The sequence below is a fragment of the Ciceribacter sp. L1K23 genome (assembly GCF_018122705.1).
GTDB lineage: Bacteria > Pseudomonadota > Alphaproteobacteria > Rhizobiales > Rhizobiaceae > Allorhizobium.
On the sequence record NZ_JAGRRC010000001.1, the window covers coordinates 57,026 to 78,377 of the forward strand.

Here is a 21,352-nt window from a genome sequence, read left to right on the forward strand (position 1 = left end):
TGACGGAGCCGGAAGATGCTTCAGGTTCGCAGAACTCGGTAAATTGCCGGGATCACGAGAACTGTGAGAAGCGTAGATGAGGCAAGTCCGAACAGGAGAGAGATAGCCAGTCCCTGGAATATGGGGTCGGCGAGTATCACCGCCGCTCCAATCATGGCCGCAAGTGCCGTCAGCAGGATGGGCTTGAAGCGGATTGCTCCCGCTTCAAGAAGAACATCCGCCAGCTGCCGATCGCCGGTAGGTGCATGACGGATGAAGTCGACGAGCAGAATCGAGTTGCGCACAATGATGCCCGCCAAGGCTATGAAGCCGATCATCGAGGTTGCGGTGAAAGGTGCGCCAAGTATCCAGTGTCCTATCATGATGCCGATGAAGGTCAGCGGGATCGGTGTCAGGATCACGAGCGGAACCTTGAACGATCCGAACTGTGCGACGACCAGTATGTAGATTCCCAGCATGGCAACCATGAACGCGGCACCCATGTCCCGGAAGGTTACCCAAGTGACTTCCCACTCGCCATCCCAGAGTAGGACGGGAGCGCTTTCGTCATCCGGTTGGCCGTGAAGGGATATCTCGGGTTTTTGAATGCCGTTCCAGTCCGTCGTCTCGATGGCCTTCTGGACGGCAAGCATACCGTAAAGCGGCGCTTCAAACTCGCCCGCCAGTTCCGCCGTTACCATTTCCGCGTAACGCCCGTTGTGTCGGAAGATCGGGAAAGAGGCCTGTTCTTTGCGGATCTTCAGAACATCTCCAAGTTCGACCACCGCCCGCGATCCTGGTAGCAGGTTGGCCGGAATGGGCGTGGCCAGAAATGCTTCATCCAGCACTCGTTCGCCTTTCGGACGAGCCACCTCGATCGGTATCGGCGGACGGCTTCCGCCGCGATGCGAGTAGCCGATCACCGTGGACCCGTTCAGGATCGAGAGAGTGTCGAAGACATCGGCCTCGGAGACGCCGTAGAAATCCAGGTCGTCCGTCGAAAGTGTGGCCCGCAAGCGCGGCGCCGGCAAGCCGTAGCTATCGTCGACGTCGACCACGAACGGCACGGACAAAAATGCCTGCTTGACCTTCTCTGCCACAGCGCGGCGCGTTTCCGCGTCTGGACCGTAGATTTCAGCCAGGAGGGTCGCCATGACCGGCGGCCCCGGAGGCGGCTCCACCACTTTGAGTGACGCTCCCGGCGGCAATTGCAACTCCGACTGAAGGCGTCTCCGCAGATCGAGGGCTATGTCGTGGCTGGTCCGTGACCGTTCGCTTTTTGGGCTGAGATTGATCTGGACGTCCCCCATTTGAGGTGCGGCTCGGAGATAGGAATGCCTGACAAGGCCATTGAAATCGAAAGGCGATGCACTGCCTGCATGTGTCTGTGCGGATCGGACTTCGGGTGTGGTCAAGGCAATACTTGCCACTGCCTGAACAATCGCGTCGGTCGCCTCGACCGACGATCCTTCGGGCAGGTCCACCACGACCTGAAGTTCCGACTTGTTGTCGAAGGGCAGAAGCTTAACTGTCACCTCTTGGGTGTAGAACAGCGCGAGCGAGCCTATTGTCGCGACGCCCACCACAGCGAGGAATATCCAGCTTCGCGACTTGCTCGCGAGGATCGGGCGAGCAACGGCGGCATATCCACGCCCCAGTGCTCCGCCGGTGGCGTGCGCGTCGTCTTGGTGAACTACTCCCTTGCCAGCGATCTTCAGCATCAGCCAAGGTGTGACGAGGACCGCAACGAAGAACGAGAAGATCATCGCCGCCGATGCGTTCGCCGGGATGGGGCTCATGTAGGGACCCATCATCCCGGAGACGAACATCATCGGAAGCAGGGCCACGACGACTGTGAGCGTGGCAACGATGGTCGGATTGCCGACTTCCGCCACAGCGTCGACTGCCGCTTCGCGTCGCCCTCTTCCGTCGGCCATTCCCCAGTGACGGACAATATTCTCGATAACAACTATCGCGTCATCGACGAGAATGCCGATCGAGAAGATCAGGGCGAAGAGGGATACGCGGTTAAGTGTGTACCCCATGATGTTCGCCGCGAACAACGTCAGCAGGATCGTCACCGGAATGACGATTGCGACAACAAATGCTTCGCGACGGCCAATGGAAATCCAGACCAAAGCAATGATCGAGAGCGTGGCAAGCGCCAAGTGGAATAGCAGTTCGTTGGCCTTTTCACTTGCCGTCTCGCCGTAGTCCCTCGTCAGTTCGACGTCCATGGAATCCGGAATCAACGTGCCCTTCAGCATCTCGACCCGGTCTCGGATTTCTTCCGAGACAATGACGGCGTTCGAACCCGCCCGCTTAGCTATGGCCAGAGTTACCGACGGTACGCGATCCAGGGAACCATCTTCCCGAAGTGTTACCGTCGAGACTCTCGATTCGGCGGTATCGGTGACAAAGGATACGTCTGCGACATCGCGGACATAAACAGGCCGATTGTCTCGGGTCGTCAGCAACAGATTGGCTATTTCGGTTGACGTGGTCAGCGTTTCACCAGCGATCATCTCGATCTGCTGGCCTGACTGGCGAAGCAGACCTGTCGGAAATGCCTTGTTCGCGCCGGCGACTTTGTCCGACAGTTGTCTTAGAGTTATCCCGTAGAGAGCAAGCTTTTCTGGATCCGGCTCAATTCGGATCGCCTCTCCGGTTTCGCCGATGAGATAGCTCAGACCGACGTTGTCGATCTTGGACATTTCGGCTCTTAACTCGCGAGCGATCCTTGTGAGATCGTTGGCGGTAACGCCGGCTCCTTTATCTCTCGACGGTGTTAGCGTCAGCGTCACAATCGCGACGTCATCGATCGTTCTTCCGATGACCTGAGGCTCGGGGATACCGACTGGAATGGAGGCTAGATTGGCTCGAATCTTGTCGTGGACACGAAGGACCGCCGTGTCTCCGGAGGTGCCGACCACAAAACGTGCGGTCACCATGACCTGATCGTCCGCGGTCTGAGAATAGACATGCTCGACGTCGTTGATGCCCTTGATGATCGTTTCCAGAGGCTCCGTCACGAGTTTGACGGCGTCTTCCGCCTTCAAACCGTTCGCGCGGACGATGATGTCCACCATGGGAACCGAGATTTGGGGCTCTTCCTCGCGCGGCAATGTCGTCAAGGCGACCAGGCCCAATGCAAAGGCGGCAAGCAGGAAGAGTGGGACCAATGGCGAGGTTATGAATGCCCTGGTAAGCGAGCCTGCAATTCCGAGACCGGGTTTCATCATTTCAGGTCCACTTCCTCGCCGCTTTGCAGCCCGGTCAGTATCTCGACCACCTCAACGCCGCCGAAGGTGAACGGACGTGATGTGACCACCGTACGCTCCGCCGTGCCATCCCCTGTCCGGACAGTCACGTAGTCGATGCCGAAGCGACTCACGATGGATGTCTGAGGTAGGACCAAAGCCGATCGTTTTCCGACCGGGATGCGCACGAGTAGACGCCTGTTGACGAACTCGGTGGGCAGATCATCCACTTCGACGTCGGCTATTACCCTGCCGCTGTCGATCTCGGGGTAAATCTTGGCAAGTCGGCCCGACGTGGAGCTGCCATTACCCTTCTCGATCTCAATGATACTGTTTTCGGTAAGGAGGGCGGCGTGCCGTTCCGGGATGGCAACGCGGAGGAAGAAGCCGCCACCACCTATAACGGCGACGGATTCGCCGGCCATGACGACTGTATTACGCGTGACTGGAACGCTCAGGACCTTGCCCGAGGTCGGTGCCAGGACGGCACCTTCCTTGCTTTGCTCAATGATGACAGAGCGTTGTGCTTCTGCCGAGGCAATCTGATTGCGGACGACGTCGACTTGCGTCCGCAGAGCGTCTAGCCGTTGTGCGGTGGTCACGCCTCGTTTGATCAGTTCCTCGCCCCGCGCCAGTTCCGCGGAAGCGTTTTCAAGCGAGGCATTCAGACCCTTCAACTGGGCGTCGAGAGCTGCAATCTGGAAACCGATTTTGTCGTCGCGGACGGTCGCAATGATATCACCGGCGCCAACGTTGTCACCTTCCGTAACGTTGAGCTCCATCACAGTGCCGCCAATGCGAGCCCGTGCCGGGACACTGTCGCGGGCCTCTACGCGACCATACACCGCCTTCCAGTCGGGAATCGTCGTGGCTTCCAGGCGAAGGGTTTCCGCGAGTGCCGCCGTGCTCAGAGACGCCGACAGCAAGAGCATAGAACAGGCTATCAATGTCGGAAGACGGTGCTTCGTCATTTTACTGCTCCTTCATCCATCAGAAGGCGGAGCCGGGACGGATGCCAAGCTTGCGGAAAATTATTGCGGCAGGACAGAAGCCCGTGAAGGCTGATTGCAGCAGGTTGACGCCTACAAAAACTGTCAGCCACACGAAGTAGGGATGGACGAAGGCTGTCAGCGCGACGGACAGCAATACCATCACGCCGGCGAAGGCAAGGATGACGCGATCAAGGGACATGAGGACCTCCAAAGATACATATGAAATAACATATATATTGAAGGCTGCGGAATTACAATGGCGTAGTTGTGATATTTCCGGGGCAGTGACTCCCGTCACCGCCTCAGCTTGAGCCTTTCGCTGAAGACGATGACGAACCCCGCGCCACAAATGAGTGCGGCGCCGATGAACACATTTGCGGTCGGGACGTCTGCCCAGATGACGTAACCCAACAGAAATGCCCAAATCAGCGAGGTGTACTCGAACGGCGCCAGGACCGAGACGGGCGCGCGTCGCATGCCCTCGAAGAACGCCAACTGCGCCAGGCCGCCTATGATGCCTGTAGATACCAGCAAGGCCGCCTCGGTGACCGTTGGTGTGTGCCAGACATGAAGCAGCATCGCCCCGGTCATGAACAGAAAGAAAAGATTGGTGATGCACATCTGGACCAGCGATCTTGCGCCCATTGCCGTCTTGCGCAGTAGAACCGTCGAGAGCGCCCATAGGCACGCGGCCTGCAGGGCCAGATAGACCTGCCAGCTGATCTTGAGGTCGACGGGATTACTCGCGATGACAACGCCGGCGAAGCCGATAGCCACCGCGACCCATCGCGCGACAGTCACCTGTTCGCGAAGGATTGGAACAGCGAGCAAGGTCGCAACCACCGGAGCCGCATAGTAGAGCGTGGTGAGTTCTGCCAAGTGCATGAATCTGGCAGCGTTATAATAGGAAAGCCATGCAGCGAGAAGCAGCACACTGCGGATCAACATTGGCTTGATGATAGAAGATTGTGCGGCCTCTTTCGCGAGGGATGCGCCTCCGGCAAGAAAGCATCCCGCTAATATGGTGGCGCTGCGGAAGAAGAGAATCTGCCAAACCGCAGTCGTTTCGACCAAAAGCTTGATGACGCCGTCGTGAAGGGTGAACAGGAAGTACGAAAGGCTCGTCAGCAGAATGCCCAAGCCAACACCACCTGCCACCGGCGCACCTGTCTCAATCTTGAGTGATAAACGCATAGACCACTCCATGCGTCATGTAACTTTTTTCTCCGTTCTCAGCCGGTTGTCAAACACGACCAGAGTTTACGATTGAAATAAAACGTGACGACTTGGTGCAGGAAAGTGGCTTGAGAATACAATCGATTTAAATAGCGTGCGCCGGTCCTGAGGAGCCTTTAATGTCCGACCAAACATTCGATCGAGCCCTGCAAGACCGGGCTCGTCTTTTTCCACGTCCCCGAGTCGCCGTGGCCACGCTATTTCTTCTAAACGGCTTCGTGATGGGATCATGGGCGCCCAAGATACCGGAATTCGCCGGTCGACTGGCGTTGTCGGAAGCAGATCTAGGATTGATGTTGCTGGCTTTCGGTGTCGGGTCGGTCCTTCTGATGCCGCTGGCCGGTGCTCAGATTGCCCGCCTCGGCTCAAACCGGGTGGTCCAGGTTGCAACACTTCTGTTCATTCCAACCATTCTAGGCGTCACCTTCGCACCCTCGATTTGGACCGGTGCGATGGCAATCTTTCTCTTCGGCGGCCTTACCGGCGCGATGGACGTGTCGATGAATGCCAATGCGGTGGAGGTGGAGCGTCGAATGGGCCGCTCCATCATGTCCTCTTGTCATGCTTTCTGGAGTCTGGGTGGACTTTTGGGCTCCTCAATCGGCGGCTATCTTATTGCTGCCGTCGGAGTTTCCCTCCATGCCGTGATGGTGTCGTCGACATCGCTTGCTTTGTTCCTGATCGCTCGCCCAATGATCCTGAAAGACGCGCCCCACTTGGAAGAGGTGTCAACGCGAGCCAGGCTGCCGATCTCTCCTTTGCCTTGGCTTATAGGAATTATCGCTCTCTTCTCCATGATACCCGAAGGTACGATTCTCGATTGGGGGGCAATCTATCTTCGAGACGAACTTTCCGCCGATATCGGCCTTTCAGGTCTGGCCTTCGCTGCTTTTTCGCTGACGATGGCGATCATGCGGTTTATGGGGGATTGGGTGCGCGACAGGCTTGGGGCCGTGAGGACGCTACGCATCTGCTCGGTGCTTTCCTTCTCTGGATTGGTCGTTGCCGGTGTGGCGCCGAATGTCTTCGTTGCGCTACTGGGTTTCGGTCTTGCGGGCGTAGGCATATCCAACATGGTGCCGATCGCATTTTCCGCGGCTGGCAATGCGCCCGGCATGGCGGCCGGTGTCGGGCTGTCGGTGGTGACCACGCTTGGTTATTCCGGCATTCTCTTCGCACCATCGCTTATCGGCTTCGTTGCCGAACACACTTCGCTTTCGATCGTCTTTACTGGTGTCTCCATGCTCAATATCGTGGTGCTGGGATTGTCTAACCTGGCGCGACATGCCGATCGACCAGTGGATCATGTTCGCTAGCCGAGGCTGTTGACAAGGGGCATTGCTTAAGCCACCTGAAAGGCAAAGAACTGTCTCCAGGAGACGCGGACCCATGTCTGATATAGCCGATTTCGATCCCAAACCCCGTCGCCCTTCTGTCGCTGTGGATGTTGGCGGCGTGGGCGTAGGGGGAGGGGCGCCGGTCGTTGTCCAGTCGATGACCAATACCGACACCGCCGACGTTGACGCGACGGTCGCGCAGGTCGCTGCCCTCCACAGGGCTGGATCGGAAATCGTGCGCATTACAGTCGATCGTGACGAGAGTGCGGCCGCGGTGCCGAAAATACGCGAGCGGTTGCTGCGGCTCGGGCTGGACGTCCCTTTGGTAGGCGACTTTCATTACATCGGCCACAAGCTCCTTGCGGATCACCCGGCCTGTGCCGAGGCACTCGCGAAATACCGCATCAACCCCGGAAATGTCGGCTTCAAGGACAAGAAAGACAAGCAATTCGCCGAGATCGTGGAGATGGCGATCCGCTACAACAAGCCCGTTCGTATCGGTGTGAACTGGGGCTCGCTTGACCAGGAGTTGTTGACCAGCCTGATGGACAAGAATCAGGAAGCCGGCTCTCCGTTGTCGGCTCGACAGGTGACACGGGAAGCCATCGTCCAGTCTGCCCTTTTGTCTGCAGAACTCGCTGAGGAGATAGGTCTTTCGCGGGACAAGATCATCCTTTCGGCCAAAGTGAGCCAGGTTCAGGATCTGATAGCCGTGTATTCGACGCTTGCGGCCCGGTCGAACCACGCACTCCATCTTGGACTGACAGAGGCGGGCATGGGGTCGAAGGGGATTGTCGCCTCTTCTGCGTCCATGGGGTACCTCCTGCAACACGGTATCGGCGATACGATCCGCATTTCGCTTACCCCCGAACCGAATGGAGACCGCACCCGTGAGGTTCAGGTGGCGCAGGAACTCCTGCAGGTCATGGGATTTAGGCAGTTTATACCGGTTGTTGCGGCATGTCCCGGCTGCGGCCGTACGACATCAACGGTCTTCCAGGAACTGGCGCAGCGGATTCAGGACGACATTCGCAAGAATATGCCGGTCTGGCGGGAGAAATATCCCGGGGTTGAGGGGCTGAATGTCGCCGTGATGGGCTGTATCGTCAATGGACCCGGCGAAAGCAAACATGCCGATATCGGTATTTCGCTTCCAGGCACAGGAGAAAGCCCCGCCGCTCCCGTGTTCATCGATGGGCAAAAAGCGATGACACTGCGCGGTCCCAACATCGCCGCTGATTTCGAGGCCCTGGTGATCGACTACATCGAGAAACGCTACGGCCAGAGATCCGCCGCTGAGTGAGCGGCCGCTATCTTCATATCGCCGTAATTGTTATGTTGCTCGCTGATCAAATCGCGATGGAGAATCATGACCGATGTTGAAGAAGCTGCCCATTCTGGCTCTTGCGGCCGTTTATCTCAGTGCCTGCACCACCACCGATCCCTACACCGGTGAGCAGAAGATGTCGAACACCGCAGGCGGTGCGATGCTCGGTGCGGCGGCCGGCGCGCTCGGCGGCCTTGCTGTCGGAGGTTCGGCTACCGGGCGGCGCGATTCCGCTCTGGTTGGTGCCGCCATCGGCGGTTTGGCCGGCGGCATGATCGGCAACTACATGGATCGGCAAGAGTCGGAGCTGCGCGCGCAACTTCAGGGGACCGGGATTTCTGTTACTCGCAACGGCGACCGCATTATACTCAACATGCCGTCAAACATCACGTTTGCGACTGATCAATACGCGGTCATGCCGCAGTTCTATCCGACTCTCAATTCCGTTGCGATCGTTCTTCGGAAGTTCGACAAGACGCTCATCGATGTCAACGGACATACCGACTCGACCGGTAGTCTGCAGCACAATGAGCAACTGTCGCAGAACCGCGCCCAGTCTGTTGCCAACTACCTGTTCGGCCAGGGCGTGGACTCCCGTCGCGTTTCGGCCATGGGTTTCGGTCCGACCCAGCCGGTTGCATCCAATTCCACCGCGGAAGGCCGGGCGCAGAACCGTCGCGTAGAAATCCAGATCGCCCCAATCAAGGCCTGAAGCCAAGGTGCTGGTCGAAGGATGGGCGTCGCGCAACGCGCGGCGCACTCTCCCATCATCGGGACGTCAACAGCTTCAAGCAGGCAAGGGTGAAGAGCGCGGCAAGCGTTCCATCAATATAGCGGCGTGCTGCATCGTAGATGCGCGACGCACGAGGTGTTGAGAAAAGCATCGCATAGCTCATGAAGACGGCGAAACCTGTGAGCAGGCAGCCCCCGACGACGATTCCCACAGCGGTTGGCGTTGCCTCAGCAGGCAGGCCGAGAGAGATGATCGCCAGCCACGCGAAGATGGCCTTCGGATTGGTGATATGTATGGCATATCCCTTTAGAAACACTCGCTTCAGGCTTGCCTTCACGTTCTCGACGCTCCTCCTGTCGGTCCTGCTCGTGGCCGAGCGGAAGGCTCGCCAAGCGAGGTATAGCAAGTAGAGGCCGCCCAGAATGCGCATCAAGACCAGTGCCTGTGCGTAATGAGGCAGTATGGCTGCAAGCCCCAGCGAGGCCAGGATCGCCCAAGTCATCGATCCGCAGAAAATTCCAGCGGCAATCGTCATCCCGCGTTGTCGCCCCTGGCTCAGGGATGTCGAGACAATCGCAAGGGTCGCCGGTCCGGGGCTGAGCACTGCGACCAGATATACGACATATGCACCCATCACCTGAGGCCAGTGCTGAAGGACTTCCGTCATCGTTTGCTTCTTCCGAGCTCCCTATGAAGCCCCTGGGTTACCAGGCGCAGCAGGCGTTTCATTTCGTACGATATGCGATGAAACGGGCTGCTTCTTTCAACGGGATTGCAGCCTCACCGAACGGGTTCAGCACACCGTTCGCATCCTTCACGAGGCTTGCCAATTCTTTGCGCGCCCAATCTACTCCCCGAAGACCTACGAGGGTCGCCTTTCCCTTGGCGGCATCTTTCCCTGTTGCCTTTCCCATGGTGATGGGATCGGAAATGACATCCAAAAGATCATCCGCAAGCTGAAAGGCGCGACCGATGATCTCGCCGAAGCGCCTAAGACGGTTCCGGTCCTCCACCGTACGCTCGGCAATGATTGCGCCGGCTTCACACGCAAAACGCAGAAGTGCACCGGTCTTCATGGCCTGGAGCTTGATGATGTCGGCCTCGTCCGGCCGCGCATTCTCCGCCGCAAGATCGAGCATCTGGCCGCCAGCCATTCCGCCGATGCCTGCGGCGCGGGCGAGTTCGAGGACCAGAGCCACCTTGGCAGTATCCGGCACTGGCGTTTCCGGAGATGCTATGATGTCGAAAGCATATGTGAGCAGGCCGTCGCCAGCAAGAATAGCGGTCGCCTCGTCGTATTTCACATGCACCGTCGGTTTGCCACGGCGCGTGTCATCATCGTCCATGGCCGGCAGATCGTCGTGAACGAGCGAATAGCTGTGAAGGCATTCCAGCGCGCAGCCTATCTGCAAAGCGGCTTCTTCGTCGCCACCAAACAGGCGCGTCGACTCCATGACGAGATACGGTCGCAGGCGCTTGCCACCGTTCAATGCCCCGTAATGCATAGCCTCGATCAGTTGCCGTGGACGGGCCAACTCTCCAGCGCGCGTGGCGCCATCAAGAAGGAGCGCTAGGCGGGCTTCGACCGTCTCGGCATAGGCTGAAAGGCTGGTTTGGAAGGCATCGTCGCTGTCGATCATATGCGCTATGTGACATGACAGCCGAGCTCAGGCAACGGGAATCGCACGCCGATGCAGCACCTCTCATCTACAGTACTGGCCATGCCGCCGCGGTCTCGTTAAAGAGATTGCAGGGTCAGAGTACAAGCAGAGGAATGGTCGTTGGCAATCGTACAGGTGATGTTCGCATGACAGCGGAAGTGAGAGCCCGTCCCCGTGCCTTACTGGGCCGTGTCGTGCGCGGCGCGCTCTTTCTAATCGTCCTGCCCTACTTGTTGATCTTCCTCTACGCGTTGCCGTTTGTGCGGCCGGTTTCCACGTTGATGATCGCGGAACTCGCGACTTTTAGCGGCTATGATCGCCAATGGGTGGCATTTGATGACATTTCACCAAATCTTGTCAGGTCGGTGATGATGTCCGAGGATGGACAATTCTGCTCACACTATGGTGTTGATTGGACCCAGATGAGGTCCGTCGTTGAGGATACGTTATCTGGTGAGGCTACTCGTGGCGCTAGCACTATACCAATGCAGACTGCGAAGAACCTGTTTCTCTGGAACGGCCGGTCTTTCATCCGGAAGGCGCTGGAACTCCCCCTCGCTCTCGTCTCGGATCTGACGTGGTCGAAACGACGGATGATGGAGATCTACCTGAACATTGCGGAGTGGGGGCCCGGCATCTACGGTATCGAAGCCGCTGCGCGGCATCATTTCAACACTTCTGCCGCGAAGCTCAGCCAGAGGCAGTCCGCACTGCTTGCCGTTTCCTTGCCTAACCCTATAGAGCGTGTCGCGAGCAAGCCCAGCCGCTCCATGAACAGGTTGGCAGCCGTCATTGAGCGACGGGCTCGTCAATCGGGAGACTACATCACTTGTCTTTATGATTGATGCAACGAACTTTTGTTGGTCAATCCTAGGTGAAATCTGTTTAGTCGGCTCCAACTTAACAGGAGTGCGGCATGGCTGACCTCGTTCTCTACATCGGCAACAAGAACTATTCGTCCTGGTCTTTTCGTTCATGGCTTGCCATGGATGCACGTGGCATCCCGTTTCAAGAGCATTTGATTCCGTTCGATTTCCCCGCGGGAAACCCAAAGCTCAAAGAGGTGTCTCCGACGGGTCGTGTGCCGCTTCTCCAGCACGGAGCGCTGAAGATCTGGGAATCGCTTTCGATTATCCAGTATTTGGCAGAGATCCATCCTGAGGCCGGGATGTGGCCTTGCAATGTGACTGACCGTGCTATCGCCCGATCGATCTCCATGGAGATGGCATCGGGCTTCCGGGCGCTGCGCAACGCCTGCCCCATGAATATCCGGCGACGCCCGGGACGAATAGATCTCCCTGACGGCGTCATGGACGATGTCGCGCGAATTCGGGCACTCTGGCACGGTTTATTGGCGAAGTCAGGAGGACCGTTCCTGTTCGGCGACTTTAGCGCCGCAGATGCGATGTTCGCTCCTGTGGTGAACCGTTTCAGCATCTACGAACTGGTCGATGACAGCGACAGCCTGAGGTACATGCAGACGATGCAGGCGCATCCGTCCTGGATTAAATGGCGGGACGCTGCGCTTCAGGAGTCATGGGTTGTCCCTGAAGACGAGGTGTAGGTCAGGGGTATAGCAAAAAATCACGCTAGGGACTGGTCAAAGGCGCGGGGGACATGTATAAGCCCGCCAAATTCCGAGATCGAGACATGCGAGGTCCGGCCCTTTTGTAAGGCTGGCGAGTATGTTTTACCCGTCATGTGGAGTAGTTGAAATGGCTGTACCGAAGAGAAAAACAAGCCCGTCCAAGCGCGGTATGCGCCGCTCGGCTGATGGTCTGAAGGCTCCAACCTACGTTGAAGACAAGAATTCCGGCGAACTGCGCCGTCCCCATCACGTCGACCTCAAGACCGGTATGTACCGCGGTCGTCAGGTTCTGACGCCGAAGGAAAATGCATAATCATTTCTTCATGATAACGCGTAAAGGCCGGCTTGTCCGGCCTTTTGTTTTGCGGGCGCTATTGGGGCCTCATCTCAAACAGATGACCCGGTGTGCGGCCAATATCGCTAATCAAAAATCTTCTTGGCAGAACCGCTTCTTCGGCACCGCAACCAGTTTTGTTGACCGACCTGCCGGCCTTGTTGATTGACGTTTCCGACTGAAAGAACCGGGCATCTGTTAAAGGCTGTCGAGCTTGTTCTGCAGCGACCGCAACTGCTCTTTCAATTCGTCAATATCCTTCGCCTCAGGCTTCTTGGTTTCCTTGGGTGTCTGTGGGCCGAGGAACGGTGAAAACATCTGCATCGCCTGCTGGAAAAGTTCGGTATTGCGCTTTACCTGCTCTTCGACCAGTTGCATTGGCATGTGAAGATTTTTTGACAAAGGCATCTCGCCAAAAGCTTTCGCCATCTGATCGCGCATCTGACTTTGCTGATCCGCAAACGCTTTCATGGAATGTTCCAGAAAGCTCGGAACAACCATCTGCATCTGATCCCCATAGTAGCTTATAAGCTGCCGCAGGAACGAAATCGGGAGCAATGTATTGCCGGTTTTGGACTCTTGCTCAAAGATGATCTGTGTGAGGACCGAATGGGTAATGTCCTCGCCCGTCTTGGCATCCTGGACCGTGAAGTCCTCCCCCTTCTTTACCATCTTGGCCAGGTCGTCGAGCGTCACATAAGTGCTGGTGCCGGTATTATAGAGCCGTCGGTTGGCATATTTTTTGATAACGATCTCGCCCTCGGCCTTCGCCATGTCGGTCTCCTAACCCGTAGATTTGATTATTATTGCCTTCTCCCAAGACAACTGTAATCGCAAACGGAGCGTCCTGACAATCTCTTTGTGCGATGCGGGATTTGTGTCTGTTTCCTGCTTCATGACCAGGTGTTCATACAACCAAAAGACGATAGCGATGCTGCCCTGTTTCATTTGACTCTCACATAAAGCTTTGCCAGTTTCGTTGCACAGCAAAAACACGTCCGAGGAGACACCATGAGCATCACGTCAATCGTTGTCGCAAGCGCGGCACGTACTCCCGTCGGTTCGTTCAACGGTGCATTCGCATCGGTTCCAGCCCATGAGCTTGGCGCCACGGTGATCAGTAGCGTGCTGGAGCGTGCCGGCGTTGCCGGCGAGGAAGTCGATGAAGTCATTCTCGGACAAATACTCACCGCTGGGGAGGGGCAAAACCCTGCTCGTCAGGCGGCGATGAAAGCCGGCATTCCGCAGGAAGCGACGGCTTGGGGTATCAACCAGCTTTGCGGCTCGGGACTTCGCGCGGTTGCTCTTGGGATGCAGCAGATCGCGACTGGAGATGCGAAGATTATCGTCGCCGGTGGTCAGGAATCGATGTCCATGGCACCACATTGCGCGCATCTGCGGGCGGGGACCAAGATGGGCGACATGCGGATGGTCGACACGATGATCAAGGACGGTCTCACCGACGCGTTTTATGGTTATCACATGGGAATAACCGCTGAGAATGTCGCCCGGCAGTGGCAGTTGTCCCGCGACGAGCAGGACGCATTCGCTCTTTCGTCACAGAACAAGGCCGAAGCGGCGCAAAAAGCGGGCAAGTTCAAGGATGAAATTGTTCCGGTGGTCGTTTCAAGCCGTAAGGGAGACATCACCGTCGATGCCGATGAATACATCCGTCACGGAGCGACTTTAGATAGCTTGACGAAGCTGAAACCCGCCTTTGACAAGGAAGGCAGCGTCACAGCTGGCAACGCATCCGGAATCAACGACGGTGCAGCGGCTGCCCTCCTGATGACCGAAGCCGAAGCTGCTCGCCGCGGCATTTCTCCGATGGCTCGTATCGCATCATGGGCGACGGCTGGCGTTGACCCGAAGATCATGGGCACCGGGCCGATCCCGGCGTCTCGAAAGGCGCTGGAGAAGGCCGGCTGGAAAGTCAGCGATATCGAACTGGTGGAGGCAAACGAAGCGTTTGCCGCACAGGCCTGTGCCGTTAACAAGGATCTCGGCTGGGACACATCAATCGTGAATGTCAATGGCGGCGCCATCGCCATTGGCCATCCAGTGGGCGCTTCCGGGGCCCGTATTCTCAACACCCTGCTGTTTGAGATGAAACGGAGGGGCGCAAAGAAAGGGCTAGCGACATTATGCATCGGTGGAGGAATGGGTGTGGCGATGTGCCTTGAAGCACTGTGACGACACGCAATCTCCTTGGTGACGATTAAGGCTCCCGTAGAGGAGCTCATCCAAAAACAATCGTGGCGTCCAATGAGGGAGGACATACATGGGCAGGGTAGCGTTGGTTACAGGCGGCACGCGCGGCATAGGAGCGGCCATTTCCATTGCTTTCAAGCAGCAAGGGTATCGTGTGGCCGCCAATTACGCCGGTAATGACGAGAAGGCCAAGGCGTTTGAAGCGGAAACAGGTATTGCCGTCTTCAAGTGGGATGTTTCCGACTATCAGGCTTGTGCCGCGGGCGTCGCCAATGTTGAAGCGGCAATCGGCCCGGTCGAAGTGCTCGTCAACAATGCTGGCATCACTCGGGACGCCATGTTCCACAAAATGACCCCCGAGCAATGGAACGAGGTGATCGGGACGAACCTCACAGGCCTGTTCAACATGACCCATCTTGTGTGGACCGGGATGCGGGACCGGAACTTCGGTCGCATCATCAATATCTCGTCGATCAACGGCCAGAAGGGTCAGATGGGACAAGCGAACTATTCGGCGGCCAAAGCGGGCGATCTAGGTTTCACCAAGGCGCTTGCCCAGGAAGGAGCAGCGAAGGGCATTACTGTCAATGCCGTCTGCCCGGGTTATATTGGCACCGAAATGGTTCGGGCCATCCCTGAAAAAGTGCTCAACGAACGCATCATCCCCCAGATACCGGTCGGTCGGCTAGGGGAACCGGAAGAAATTGCCCGGTGCGTAACTTTTCTTGCTTCCGATGATGCGGGCTTCATAACCGGGTCGACAATTTCGGCTAACGGCGGGCAGTTCTTCGTTTAAGAGAACCCATGAGAAAAGGGGCCGCGTCACTGCGACCCCTTCATTTCGAGCCGAAACGCGCTTTAGCGGCAACGTGCTTCGTAAGTGCGCCCGTACCGGTCGCGATATACGCAATAACCAGGACGGTCCTGAGCTTGGCCGATTAATGCGCCAGCAACACCGCCAACTGCGGCTCCGACCGCTGCGCCACCCCAAGAATTGGTCGCGACGCCACCGACGACGCCGCCAACGGCCGCGCCGGTAGCCGCGCCTTTTTCGGTCGCCGTGCAAGATGCTAACGTGCCGATAAGGGCGATAGAGAGAAGAATCTTTTTCATGAGGTACTCCGACGGTTGATTTAAATTCTGCCCATGAGGAGCAGGATGAGAACAATCACAAGAACCAGCCCCAGTCCGCCGGACGGGCCATAACCCCATGACCGACTATAGCCCCAGTTCGGCAAGGCACCGATCAGCAACAAGATTAGAACCACCAGCAAAATCGTACCGAGCATGTAAACCTCTCCTTTGGATGCTTTGCGATCTGTCCCTTAATGAATCTGCGCAGTTTTTGTTCCCCATACCGTCTTGAAACGGGCGATCAGAGATCCCCGTGTCGCTACCCACCCCTCCGCCTGCGCGGAGGTAATCCGAGGCTTGGCTATCCGTGCCGGCTTTCCCGGCGACATCACGATCCAGGGGGCAGCGCTAAAGCGGGACAAAATCCTGTTTAGCTCGCTCTGCCTTTCGACCATCAGAAGGTGTCCTGTCTGGCCAAACAGTACCGTCATCGCGTTAGGCATGCTTCGTGCCAATCTGAGCTGATGATGCGCGGGGACAATCTCGTCGTTTGCGCCAACAAGATTGAGAACCGGTGTGGTGATCTTTTCGAGATGATCGAGCAGAGTGCTGTGCTGGAACCAACGGACGACTGAACCCACGTCTTCCGGACGACAACACTGAAGACGTACCCGCACGTCTTCCATCATCTGCTGTGTCTCGTCACTCTCCCAAGGGCAGGACTTATCGTAGACACAATCAATGGAGCCTGAGCGGAAGGTCTCCCGCGTGGAAATCCATCTCTTGAACAAAGTCTGAAAAAGGGCTGGGCCGATGTGTGGTATCCGCAGCAGGCGCGCAGCAAGGCGCTCACGCCCCTCAAATCGGCCGCAGGCGAATCCCCCGATCAGCACGATCGCACGAACAAGATCGGGTCTGGCTGCCGCGATCGCAAGGGACACGAAGCCACCGGTGGAATGGCCGACCAACGTAACAGGCTGGCCTCGGAAATCTCGTTCGATCGCATTCGCATATGCCGAAACTATTTGCTGGGTGTAGAGCGGCTGACCCGCGACAGGAAGCGGCCATCCGTCATGGCCGGGGAGGGGATAGGCAATCGTCTTGTGCTCAAGCATGAATTGGGGTGCGTAAAGCCGCCAGAAGACTGGCGCCATTCCCAACCCGTGGATCAGCGCGAAGTTGTGGCCAGGGAAAGCCGAAAGTTGTTCGGGGGGTGGAAGTGGAAGGGACATGTTGTTGACCTCGGCGCTTCAACGAAAAGGGCACGAAAATGTTCCCATCGAGGTCGGGTGCTGGAAGCTCCAGGCCGTTGCGCCTTCTTCTCACTGCAGGCACTTCCCAATTCCTGGCGTTACCGCCCGGACCTCATTCCGTCATCGGCATTTTTCGGCCGCGGTGAGTTCCGTCGCTTGCCTTTCTGAAAATTCATAGCCATTTGATTGTCGACGTCGCCAACGTGGCGTCTAGTCGTGGAGTTTAAGGTTGACATCGCATCCCATGATCCTGACCGGTCGCGGTGTAACTGCCGTGTTGGGGCCGACCAATACCGGGAAAACGCATTTCGCGATCGAAAGGATGATCGCTCATGGCTCGGGTATCATAGGATTGCCTCTTCGGCTGCTCGCCCGAGAAGTCTACGGCCGTCTCGTCGAAAAGGTTGGTGCTGCGCAGGTCGCCTTAATCACCGGAGAGGAGCGTATAACACCTGTAGGGGCCCGGTTTTCCGTCTGTACGGTCGAAGCAATGCCACGGGATACGAAAGCGTCTTTCGTGGCCATCGACGAGATACAGTTGGCTGGCGATCTCGAGCGCGGACATATTTTTACGGACAGGCTACTGCACCTGCGTGGACGAGACGAGACTTTGTTGCTTGGCTCGGCAACGATGAAGTCCATCCTTCTTCAGCTGCTGCCCGGTATAACAATCGTCGAGCGCCCCCGTCTCTCGCAGCTTCTCTATGCAGGACAAAAAAAGACCACGCGTCTTCCCCAGCGTACGGCTATTGTGGCCTTTTCCGCCGATGAGGTTTATGCCATCGCTGAACTCATACGGCGACAGCGTGGCGGTGCAGCCGTCGTTCTTGGCGCCTTGAGCCCACGCACACGCAATGCACAGGTGGCGCTCTACCAATCCGGCGATGTCGAGTACCTGGTCGCGACAGATGCCATCGGTATGGGGCTCAATCTTGACGTCGATCATGTTGCTTTTGCACAGGATCGCAAGTTTGACGGCTATCAGTTTCGGAACCTAAATCCCGGTGAGCTTGGGCAGATAGCAGGTCGTGCTGGACGTCATGTGCGGGATGGGACCTTCGGCGTCACGGGCCGGGTGGCGCCTTTCGATGATGAACTGGTTGAACGGTTGGAGGTACATGCATTCGATCCCGTCAAGGTCCTGCAATGGCGCACGGCGCGTCTCGACTATTCATCCATAGATGCACTGCGCCGGAGTCTTGACGCGGCGCCGCAGATTGGTGGTCTTGCGAGGGCTTTGCCGGCCGTCGATCAGCAGGCGCTTGAATATCTGGCGCGGTACCCGGAGATCAGAGATGCTGCCACTGATGCAGAAAAAGTGGAAAAGCTCTGGGAAGCCTGCGCTTTGCCTGACTATCGCCGGATCACACCTGCGCAGCATGCGGATCTGATCTCCACGCTGTTTTTCGATCTCGTACGTCACGGCACGGTCAACGAGAACTTCATGGCGGAACAGGTCAAAAGGGCCGATCGAATAGATGGTGAAATAGACACGCTGTCCGCCAGGATTGCGCAGATCCGAACATGGACCTATGTCTCCAATCGGCCGGATTGGCTTGCCGATCCGACACACTGGCAAGAAAAGACGCGGGAAATCGAGGATCGGTTGTCCGATGCGTTACATGAACGGTTGACGAAACGCTTTGTTGATCGCAGGACATCTGTGCTCATGAAGCGCTTAAGAGAGAATGCGATGCTGGAAGCAGAAATCAGTGTTAATGGTGACGTCTTCGTGGAAGGTCATCTGATGGGGCAATTGGCGGGATTTCGTTTTACGACCGTCGCCGGCACGGACGGCCCCGATGCGAAGGCTGTCCAGTCTGCTGCCCAAAAGGCGCTGCATCTCGAGTTTGAAGCGCGCGCCGCTCGACTGCATGCCTGCGGCAACAGCGACCTCGCGCTTAGCTCCGACGGTTTGGTCCGTTGGCTCGGCGACCCGGTGGGTCGTCTCACGGGAAGTGATCACATCCTTCATCCTCGGGTGATCCTGCTTGCGGACGAGCAGCTTTCGGGTAACGCCAGGGAACATGTGGTTGCCCGTATCGAGCGCTTTGTGAATCACCATATCGCGACCGTTCTGAAGCCGCTCGATGATCTCTCGAGAGCCGAGGATTTGCAGGGTCTTGCAAAAGGTCTCGCTTTTCAGTTGGTGGAAAATCTAGGGGTTCTGTTCCGTCGAGATGTGGCCGATGACGTTAAGTCTCTCGATCAGGACGCTCGTGCGTCCATGCGGCGTCACGGCGTACGTTTTGGTGCCTATCACGTTTTCATGCCTGCGTTGCTGAAGCCAGCCCCGGCCGAATTGATAACTTTGTTGTGGGCCCTGAAGAATGATGGTCTCGATAAGGCCGGCTATGGCGAATTGATACCGGTGCTTGCGGCAGGTCGGACCTCGGTCGCCACGGATATTGGCTTCGAGCGAACCTTCTACAAACTGGCCGGTTTCCGCTTTCTCGGAAAACGCGCAGTTCGTATCGACATACTTGAGCGGCTCGCGGACCTCATTCGTCCGCTTTTGCAGTGGAAGCCGGGACAGGGCCCACGCCCTGAGGGCGCTTATGATGGCCGTCGGTTCACCGCAACCACTGCGATGTTGTCGATTCTAGGGGCGACGCCAGATGATATAGAAGAAATCCTCAAGGGACTTGGGTATCGCGCCGATGTTGTCTCGGCAGCCGAAGCAGCGGAGTTCTTGCAGAAGCAAAACCCCGTCACTTCCGACGCGGCCGACATGGTGCCTGGGTCCCCGGTTCCTCCCATTGCTTCTGAGGTGACGGAGGAGACTTCCGAGACGTCCCAGGCAGTTACTGAAGAGGAGGCGGTTGGTGTTGATGAAGAGGCGGCTTCATCTGAACCGAAACCAGTTCTGCTTTGGCGGCCGGGCGGGCGGAATGATCAGCAACGTAGCGAGCGCGCTCCCACGCGGGATGGGCGGCCGCGACGTGATGAAGCTTCTCAAGGTCGTCATGGCGAAAACCGAAAGGGCCCGCAAAGGACTGGCGGGAACCGCGAGGAGCATGGCTCTAAGAAAGACGGGGCCGCGGCTCCCGATGGCAAAGGTCGGCATTCGAAATCGTCGCGCGATGATCGTCGGCAAAAGCCCCAGCAAGCTCGTTTTGAGGCAAATCCGCCCCGCAAGGAGCGACCCCTCGACCCAGACTCTCCCTTCGCGAAGCTGGCGGCGCTCAAGGAGCAGATGAAAAAATAGGGCGTCATGGATCGCGCTGCGGAACATCGTCAACGTATCGACAAGTGGCTCTATTTCGCCCGCATCGTGAAATCGCGGTCTCTTGCGCAAGCGTATATCGGCGGAGGCCATATCAAGATCAATGGCAACGCGGTTCATCATGCAAGCCGCCTGGTTACACTTGAAGACCGCTTAGAGCTTTCCTTCGAGCATGCGGATAGCGTGCTCATTGTGAAGGGAATCGCCGACAGGCGGGGTCCGTATTCCGAGGCTCGGCTTCTTTATGAAGATGTGACGCCGTCAAAGACTGGCGAGCAGCGCCTTACACATCTACAGCAGGCCCTCCGCAAGCCCGGAAGCGGGCGACCCACGAAACGTGAACGCCGATCTATAGCAGCCTTGCGTCCCAGCGTCGCAGACGACAGCCATTAGAAAACTCTGTTCCTTTTCAGCTATTTTCAGGATGGTTTATCCTTGCTATAGCGCAGCCGAGCCAATAGCTCATTGGCTCCGACAGAAATTGGAGCGGCCAACGGACGGGTTTTGGCTGCTGTCAGACTGTCGGCGAAAAAATATTAGAAGGCTTGGAGTCCCGCATGACGTACGTCGTTACAGACAATTGCATACGCTGCAAGTACACCGACTGCGTGGAGGTCTGTCCGGTCGACTGTTTTTACGAGGGCGAAAATTTCCTCGTCATACATCCCGATGAGTGCATCGATTGCGGGGTTTGCGAACCGGAGTGTCCGGCTGAAGCCATCAAGCCTGACACAGAACCGGGTCTCGACTCTTGGTTAAAGCTTAATATGGAATATGCAAAAGTGTGGCCTAACATCACCACGAAGCGCGATGCTCTGCCGGAAGCCAAAGAGATGGACGGCCTAGAAGGGAAGCTCGAGAAATTTTTCTCCCCAAACCCCGGTCAGGGTGACTGACTGTTCGGTTCTCACCCGGTCCAAAGAAGTGGCAGGCAAGGCGCAGCGTAGCCAAGCAGCAAAATATTGATTTCCGCATGTTTTTGTGCTACAACACAAAAACTGTTCCACTTTAGGCATGGGTATGCCCTAATTTTCACAAAACAAGCATGCTTCGGGCTAGGTCTTGGCGACTGCGCAGACATAAGTCGCGTCAAGATTAGGGCCGAGGGCATGTCGGCTTTTGTTTATAGGATCAGCAACGT

The 21,352-nt window shown here is 57.1% G+C and carries 21 protein-coding genes; 11 read left to right on the forward strand and 10 right to left on the reverse strand.

Going from position 1 to position 21,352, the window contains the following annotated elements:
• Nucleotides 1-20: 20 nt before the first annotated feature.
• From J5J10_RS00225 to J5J10_RS00240, 4 genes are all read right to left on the reverse strand, one after another.
• Complete coding sequence (locus tag J5J10_RS00225) at nucleotides 21-3,218, reverse strand: efflux RND transporter permease subunit (RefSeq protein ID WP_211931091.1); 3,198 nt, start codon at nucleotides 3,216-3,218, stop codon at nucleotides 21-23.
• On the reverse strand, nucleotides 3,218-4,210 hold the full coding sequence (locus tag J5J10_RS00230) for an efflux RND transporter periplasmic adaptor subunit (protein ID WP_211928336.1): 993 nt from the start codon (nucleotides 4,208-4,210) through the stop codon (nucleotides 3,218-3,220). The genes J5J10_RS00225 and J5J10_RS00230 overlap by 1 nt, the downstream gene beginning before the upstream one ends.
• A gap of 19 nt (nucleotides 4,211-4,229) precedes the next feature.
• Nucleotides 4,230-4,430 (reverse strand): DUF2892 domain-containing protein, encoded by a 201-nt coding sequence (locus tag J5J10_RS00235; RefSeq protein WP_211928337.1) that lies wholly within the window; start codon nucleotides 4,428-4,430, stop codon nucleotides 4,230-4,232.
• A gap of 95 nt (nucleotides 4,431-4,525) precedes the next feature.
• Nucleotides 4,526-5,425, reverse strand: coding sequence for a DMT family transporter (locus tag J5J10_RS00240; protein ID WP_249116636.1), 900 nt, complete (start codon nucleotides 5,423-5,425; stop codon nucleotides 4,526-4,528).
• A 161-nt stretch (nucleotides 5,426-5,586) separates the two neighbouring features.
• Here J5J10_RS00240 and J5J10_RS00245 point away from each other — a divergent pair, with 161 nt between their 5' ends.
• The 3 genes from J5J10_RS00245 to J5J10_RS00255 all read left to right on the forward strand — a co-directional run bounded on the left by J5J10_RS00245 (nucleotide 5,587) and on the right by J5J10_RS00255 (nucleotide 8,843).
• On the forward strand, nucleotides 5,587-6,783 hold the full coding sequence (locus J5J10_RS00245; protein WP_211928339.1) for an MFS transporter: 1,197 nt from the start codon (nucleotides 5,587-5,589) through the stop codon (nucleotides 6,781-6,783).
• A gap of 73 nt (nucleotides 6,784-6,856) precedes the next feature.
• On the forward strand, nucleotides 6,857-8,107 hold the full coding sequence (gene ispG, locus J5J10_RS00250) for a flavodoxin-dependent (E)-4-hydroxy-3-methylbut-2-enyl-diphosphate synthase (RefSeq protein ID WP_211928340.1): 1,251 nt from the start codon (nucleotides 6,857-6,859) through the stop codon (nucleotides 8,105-8,107).
• 73 nt (nucleotides 8,108-8,180) lie between these two features.
• The gene (locus tag J5J10_RS00255) at nucleotides 8,181-8,843 is read left to right on the forward strand and encodes an OmpA family protein (protein ID WP_211928341.1); all 663 of its coding nucleotides are present in this window, start codon (nucleotides 8,181-8,183) and stop codon (nucleotides 8,841-8,843) included.
• Nucleotides 8,844-8,898: 55 nt separating this feature from the next.
• Here the strand turns inward: J5J10_RS00255 and J5J10_RS00260 are convergent, their stop codons facing one another.
• Together J5J10_RS00260 and J5J10_RS00265 are read right to left on the reverse strand one after the other, a co-directional pair.
• Complete coding sequence (locus J5J10_RS00260; protein WP_211928342.1) at nucleotides 8,899-9,531, reverse strand: LysE family translocator; 633 nt, start codon at nucleotides 9,529-9,531, stop codon at nucleotides 8,899-8,901.
• A 58-nt stretch (nucleotides 9,532-9,589) separates the two neighbouring features.
• Entirely contained in the window at nucleotides 9,590-10,504 is a 915-nt protein-coding gene (locus J5J10_RS00265) for a polyprenyl synthetase family protein (protein ID WP_211928343.1), read from the reverse strand.
• A gap of 167 nt (nucleotides 10,505-10,671) precedes the next feature.
• Between J5J10_RS00265 and mtgA the strand changes: the two genes are divergently transcribed.
• From mtgA to rpmF, 3 genes are all read left to right on the forward strand, one after another.
• A complete protein-coding gene (gene mtgA / locus J5J10_RS00270; protein ID WP_211928344.1) occupies nucleotides 10,672-11,370 on the forward strand; it encodes a monofunctional biosynthetic peptidoglycan transglycosylase in 699 nt (232 codons plus the stop codon).
• A 71-nt stretch (nucleotides 11,371-11,441) separates the two neighbouring features.
• Nucleotides 11,442-12,089: a glutathione S-transferase family protein gene (locus tag J5J10_RS00275; protein ID WP_211928345.1), complete on the forward strand. Its 648-nt coding sequence runs from the start codon at nucleotides 11,442-11,444 to the stop codon at nucleotides 12,087-12,089.
• A gap of 151 nt (nucleotides 12,090-12,240) precedes the next feature.
• On the forward strand, nucleotides 12,241-12,426 hold the full coding sequence (gene rpmF, locus J5J10_RS00280) for a 50S ribosomal protein L32 (protein ID WP_208552213.1): 186 nt from the start codon (nucleotides 12,241-12,243) through the stop codon (nucleotides 12,424-12,426).
• A gap of 219 nt (nucleotides 12,427-12,645) precedes the next feature.
• On the opposite strand, the gene phaR is transcribed toward rpmF, so the two are convergent.
• Nucleotides 12,646-13,221, reverse strand: a complete 576-nt coding sequence (phaR, locus tag J5J10_RS00285) for a polyhydroxyalkanoate synthesis repressor PhaR (protein ID WP_208552212.1) — start codon at nucleotides 13,219-13,221, stop codon at nucleotides 12,646-12,648.
• A gap of 237 nt (nucleotides 13,222-13,458) precedes the next feature.
• On the opposite strand from phaR, the gene J5J10_RS00290 reads away from it, so the two are divergent.
• Together J5J10_RS00290 and J5J10_RS00295 are read left to right on the forward strand one after the other, a co-directional pair.
• Nucleotides 13,459-14,640 (forward strand): acetyl-CoA C-acetyltransferase, encoded by a 1,182-nt coding sequence (locus J5J10_RS00290; protein ID WP_211928346.1) that lies wholly within the window; start codon nucleotides 13,459-13,461, stop codon nucleotides 14,638-14,640.
• A gap of 88 nt (nucleotides 14,641-14,728) precedes the next feature.
• Entirely contained in the window at nucleotides 14,729-15,454 is a 726-nt protein-coding gene (locus J5J10_RS00295; RefSeq protein WP_211928347.1) for a beta-ketoacyl-ACP reductase, read from the forward strand.
• Nucleotides 15,455-15,516: 62 nt separating this feature from the next.
• Here J5J10_RS00295 and J5J10_RS00300 read toward each other — a convergent pair whose 3' ends face one another.
• From J5J10_RS00300 to J5J10_RS00310, 3 genes are read right to left on the reverse strand one after another with little or no spacing between them, the layout of a single operon-like run.
• Nucleotides 15,517-15,771 carry a glycine zipper domain-containing protein gene (locus J5J10_RS00300; RefSeq protein ID WP_208552206.1) on the reverse strand — a complete coding sequence of 85 codons (255 nt, stop codon included), beginning with the start codon at nucleotides 15,769-15,771 and terminating at the stop codon, nucleotides 15,517-15,519.
• Between the two features lie 20 nt (nucleotides 15,772-15,791).
• The gene (locus tag J5J10_RS00305; protein WP_208552204.1) at nucleotides 15,792-15,947 is read right to left on the reverse strand and encodes a DUF3309 family protein; all 156 of its coding nucleotides are present in this window, start codon (nucleotides 15,945-15,947) and stop codon (nucleotides 15,792-15,794) included.
• A 36-nt stretch (nucleotides 15,948-15,983) separates the two neighbouring features.
• Nucleotides 15,984-16,964, reverse strand: coding sequence for an alpha/beta hydrolase (locus J5J10_RS00310; RefSeq protein ID WP_211928348.1), 981 nt, complete (start codon nucleotides 16,962-16,964; stop codon nucleotides 15,984-15,986).
• 265 nt (nucleotides 16,965-17,229) lie between these two features.
• Here J5J10_RS00310 and J5J10_RS00315 point away from each other — a divergent pair, with 265 nt between their 5' ends.
• From J5J10_RS00315 to fdxA, 3 genes are all read left to right on the forward strand, one after another.
• Nucleotides 17,230-20,193, forward strand: a complete 2,964-nt coding sequence (locus J5J10_RS00315; RefSeq protein ID WP_211931092.1) for a helicase-related protein — start codon at nucleotides 17,230-17,232, stop codon at nucleotides 20,191-20,193.
• A gap of 6 nt (nucleotides 20,194-20,199) precedes the next feature.
• Nucleotides 20,200-20,604, forward strand: coding sequence for an RNA-binding S4 domain-containing protein (locus tag J5J10_RS00320; protein ID WP_211928349.1), 405 nt, complete (start codon nucleotides 20,200-20,202; stop codon nucleotides 20,602-20,604).
• 164 nt (nucleotides 20,605-20,768) lie between these two features.
• Complete coding sequence (gene fdxA, locus J5J10_RS00325; RefSeq protein ID WP_208552199.1) at nucleotides 20,769-21,107, forward strand: ferredoxin FdxA; 339 nt, start codon at nucleotides 20,769-20,771, stop codon at nucleotides 21,105-21,107.
• Nucleotides 21,108-21,352: the final 245 nt, after the last annotated feature.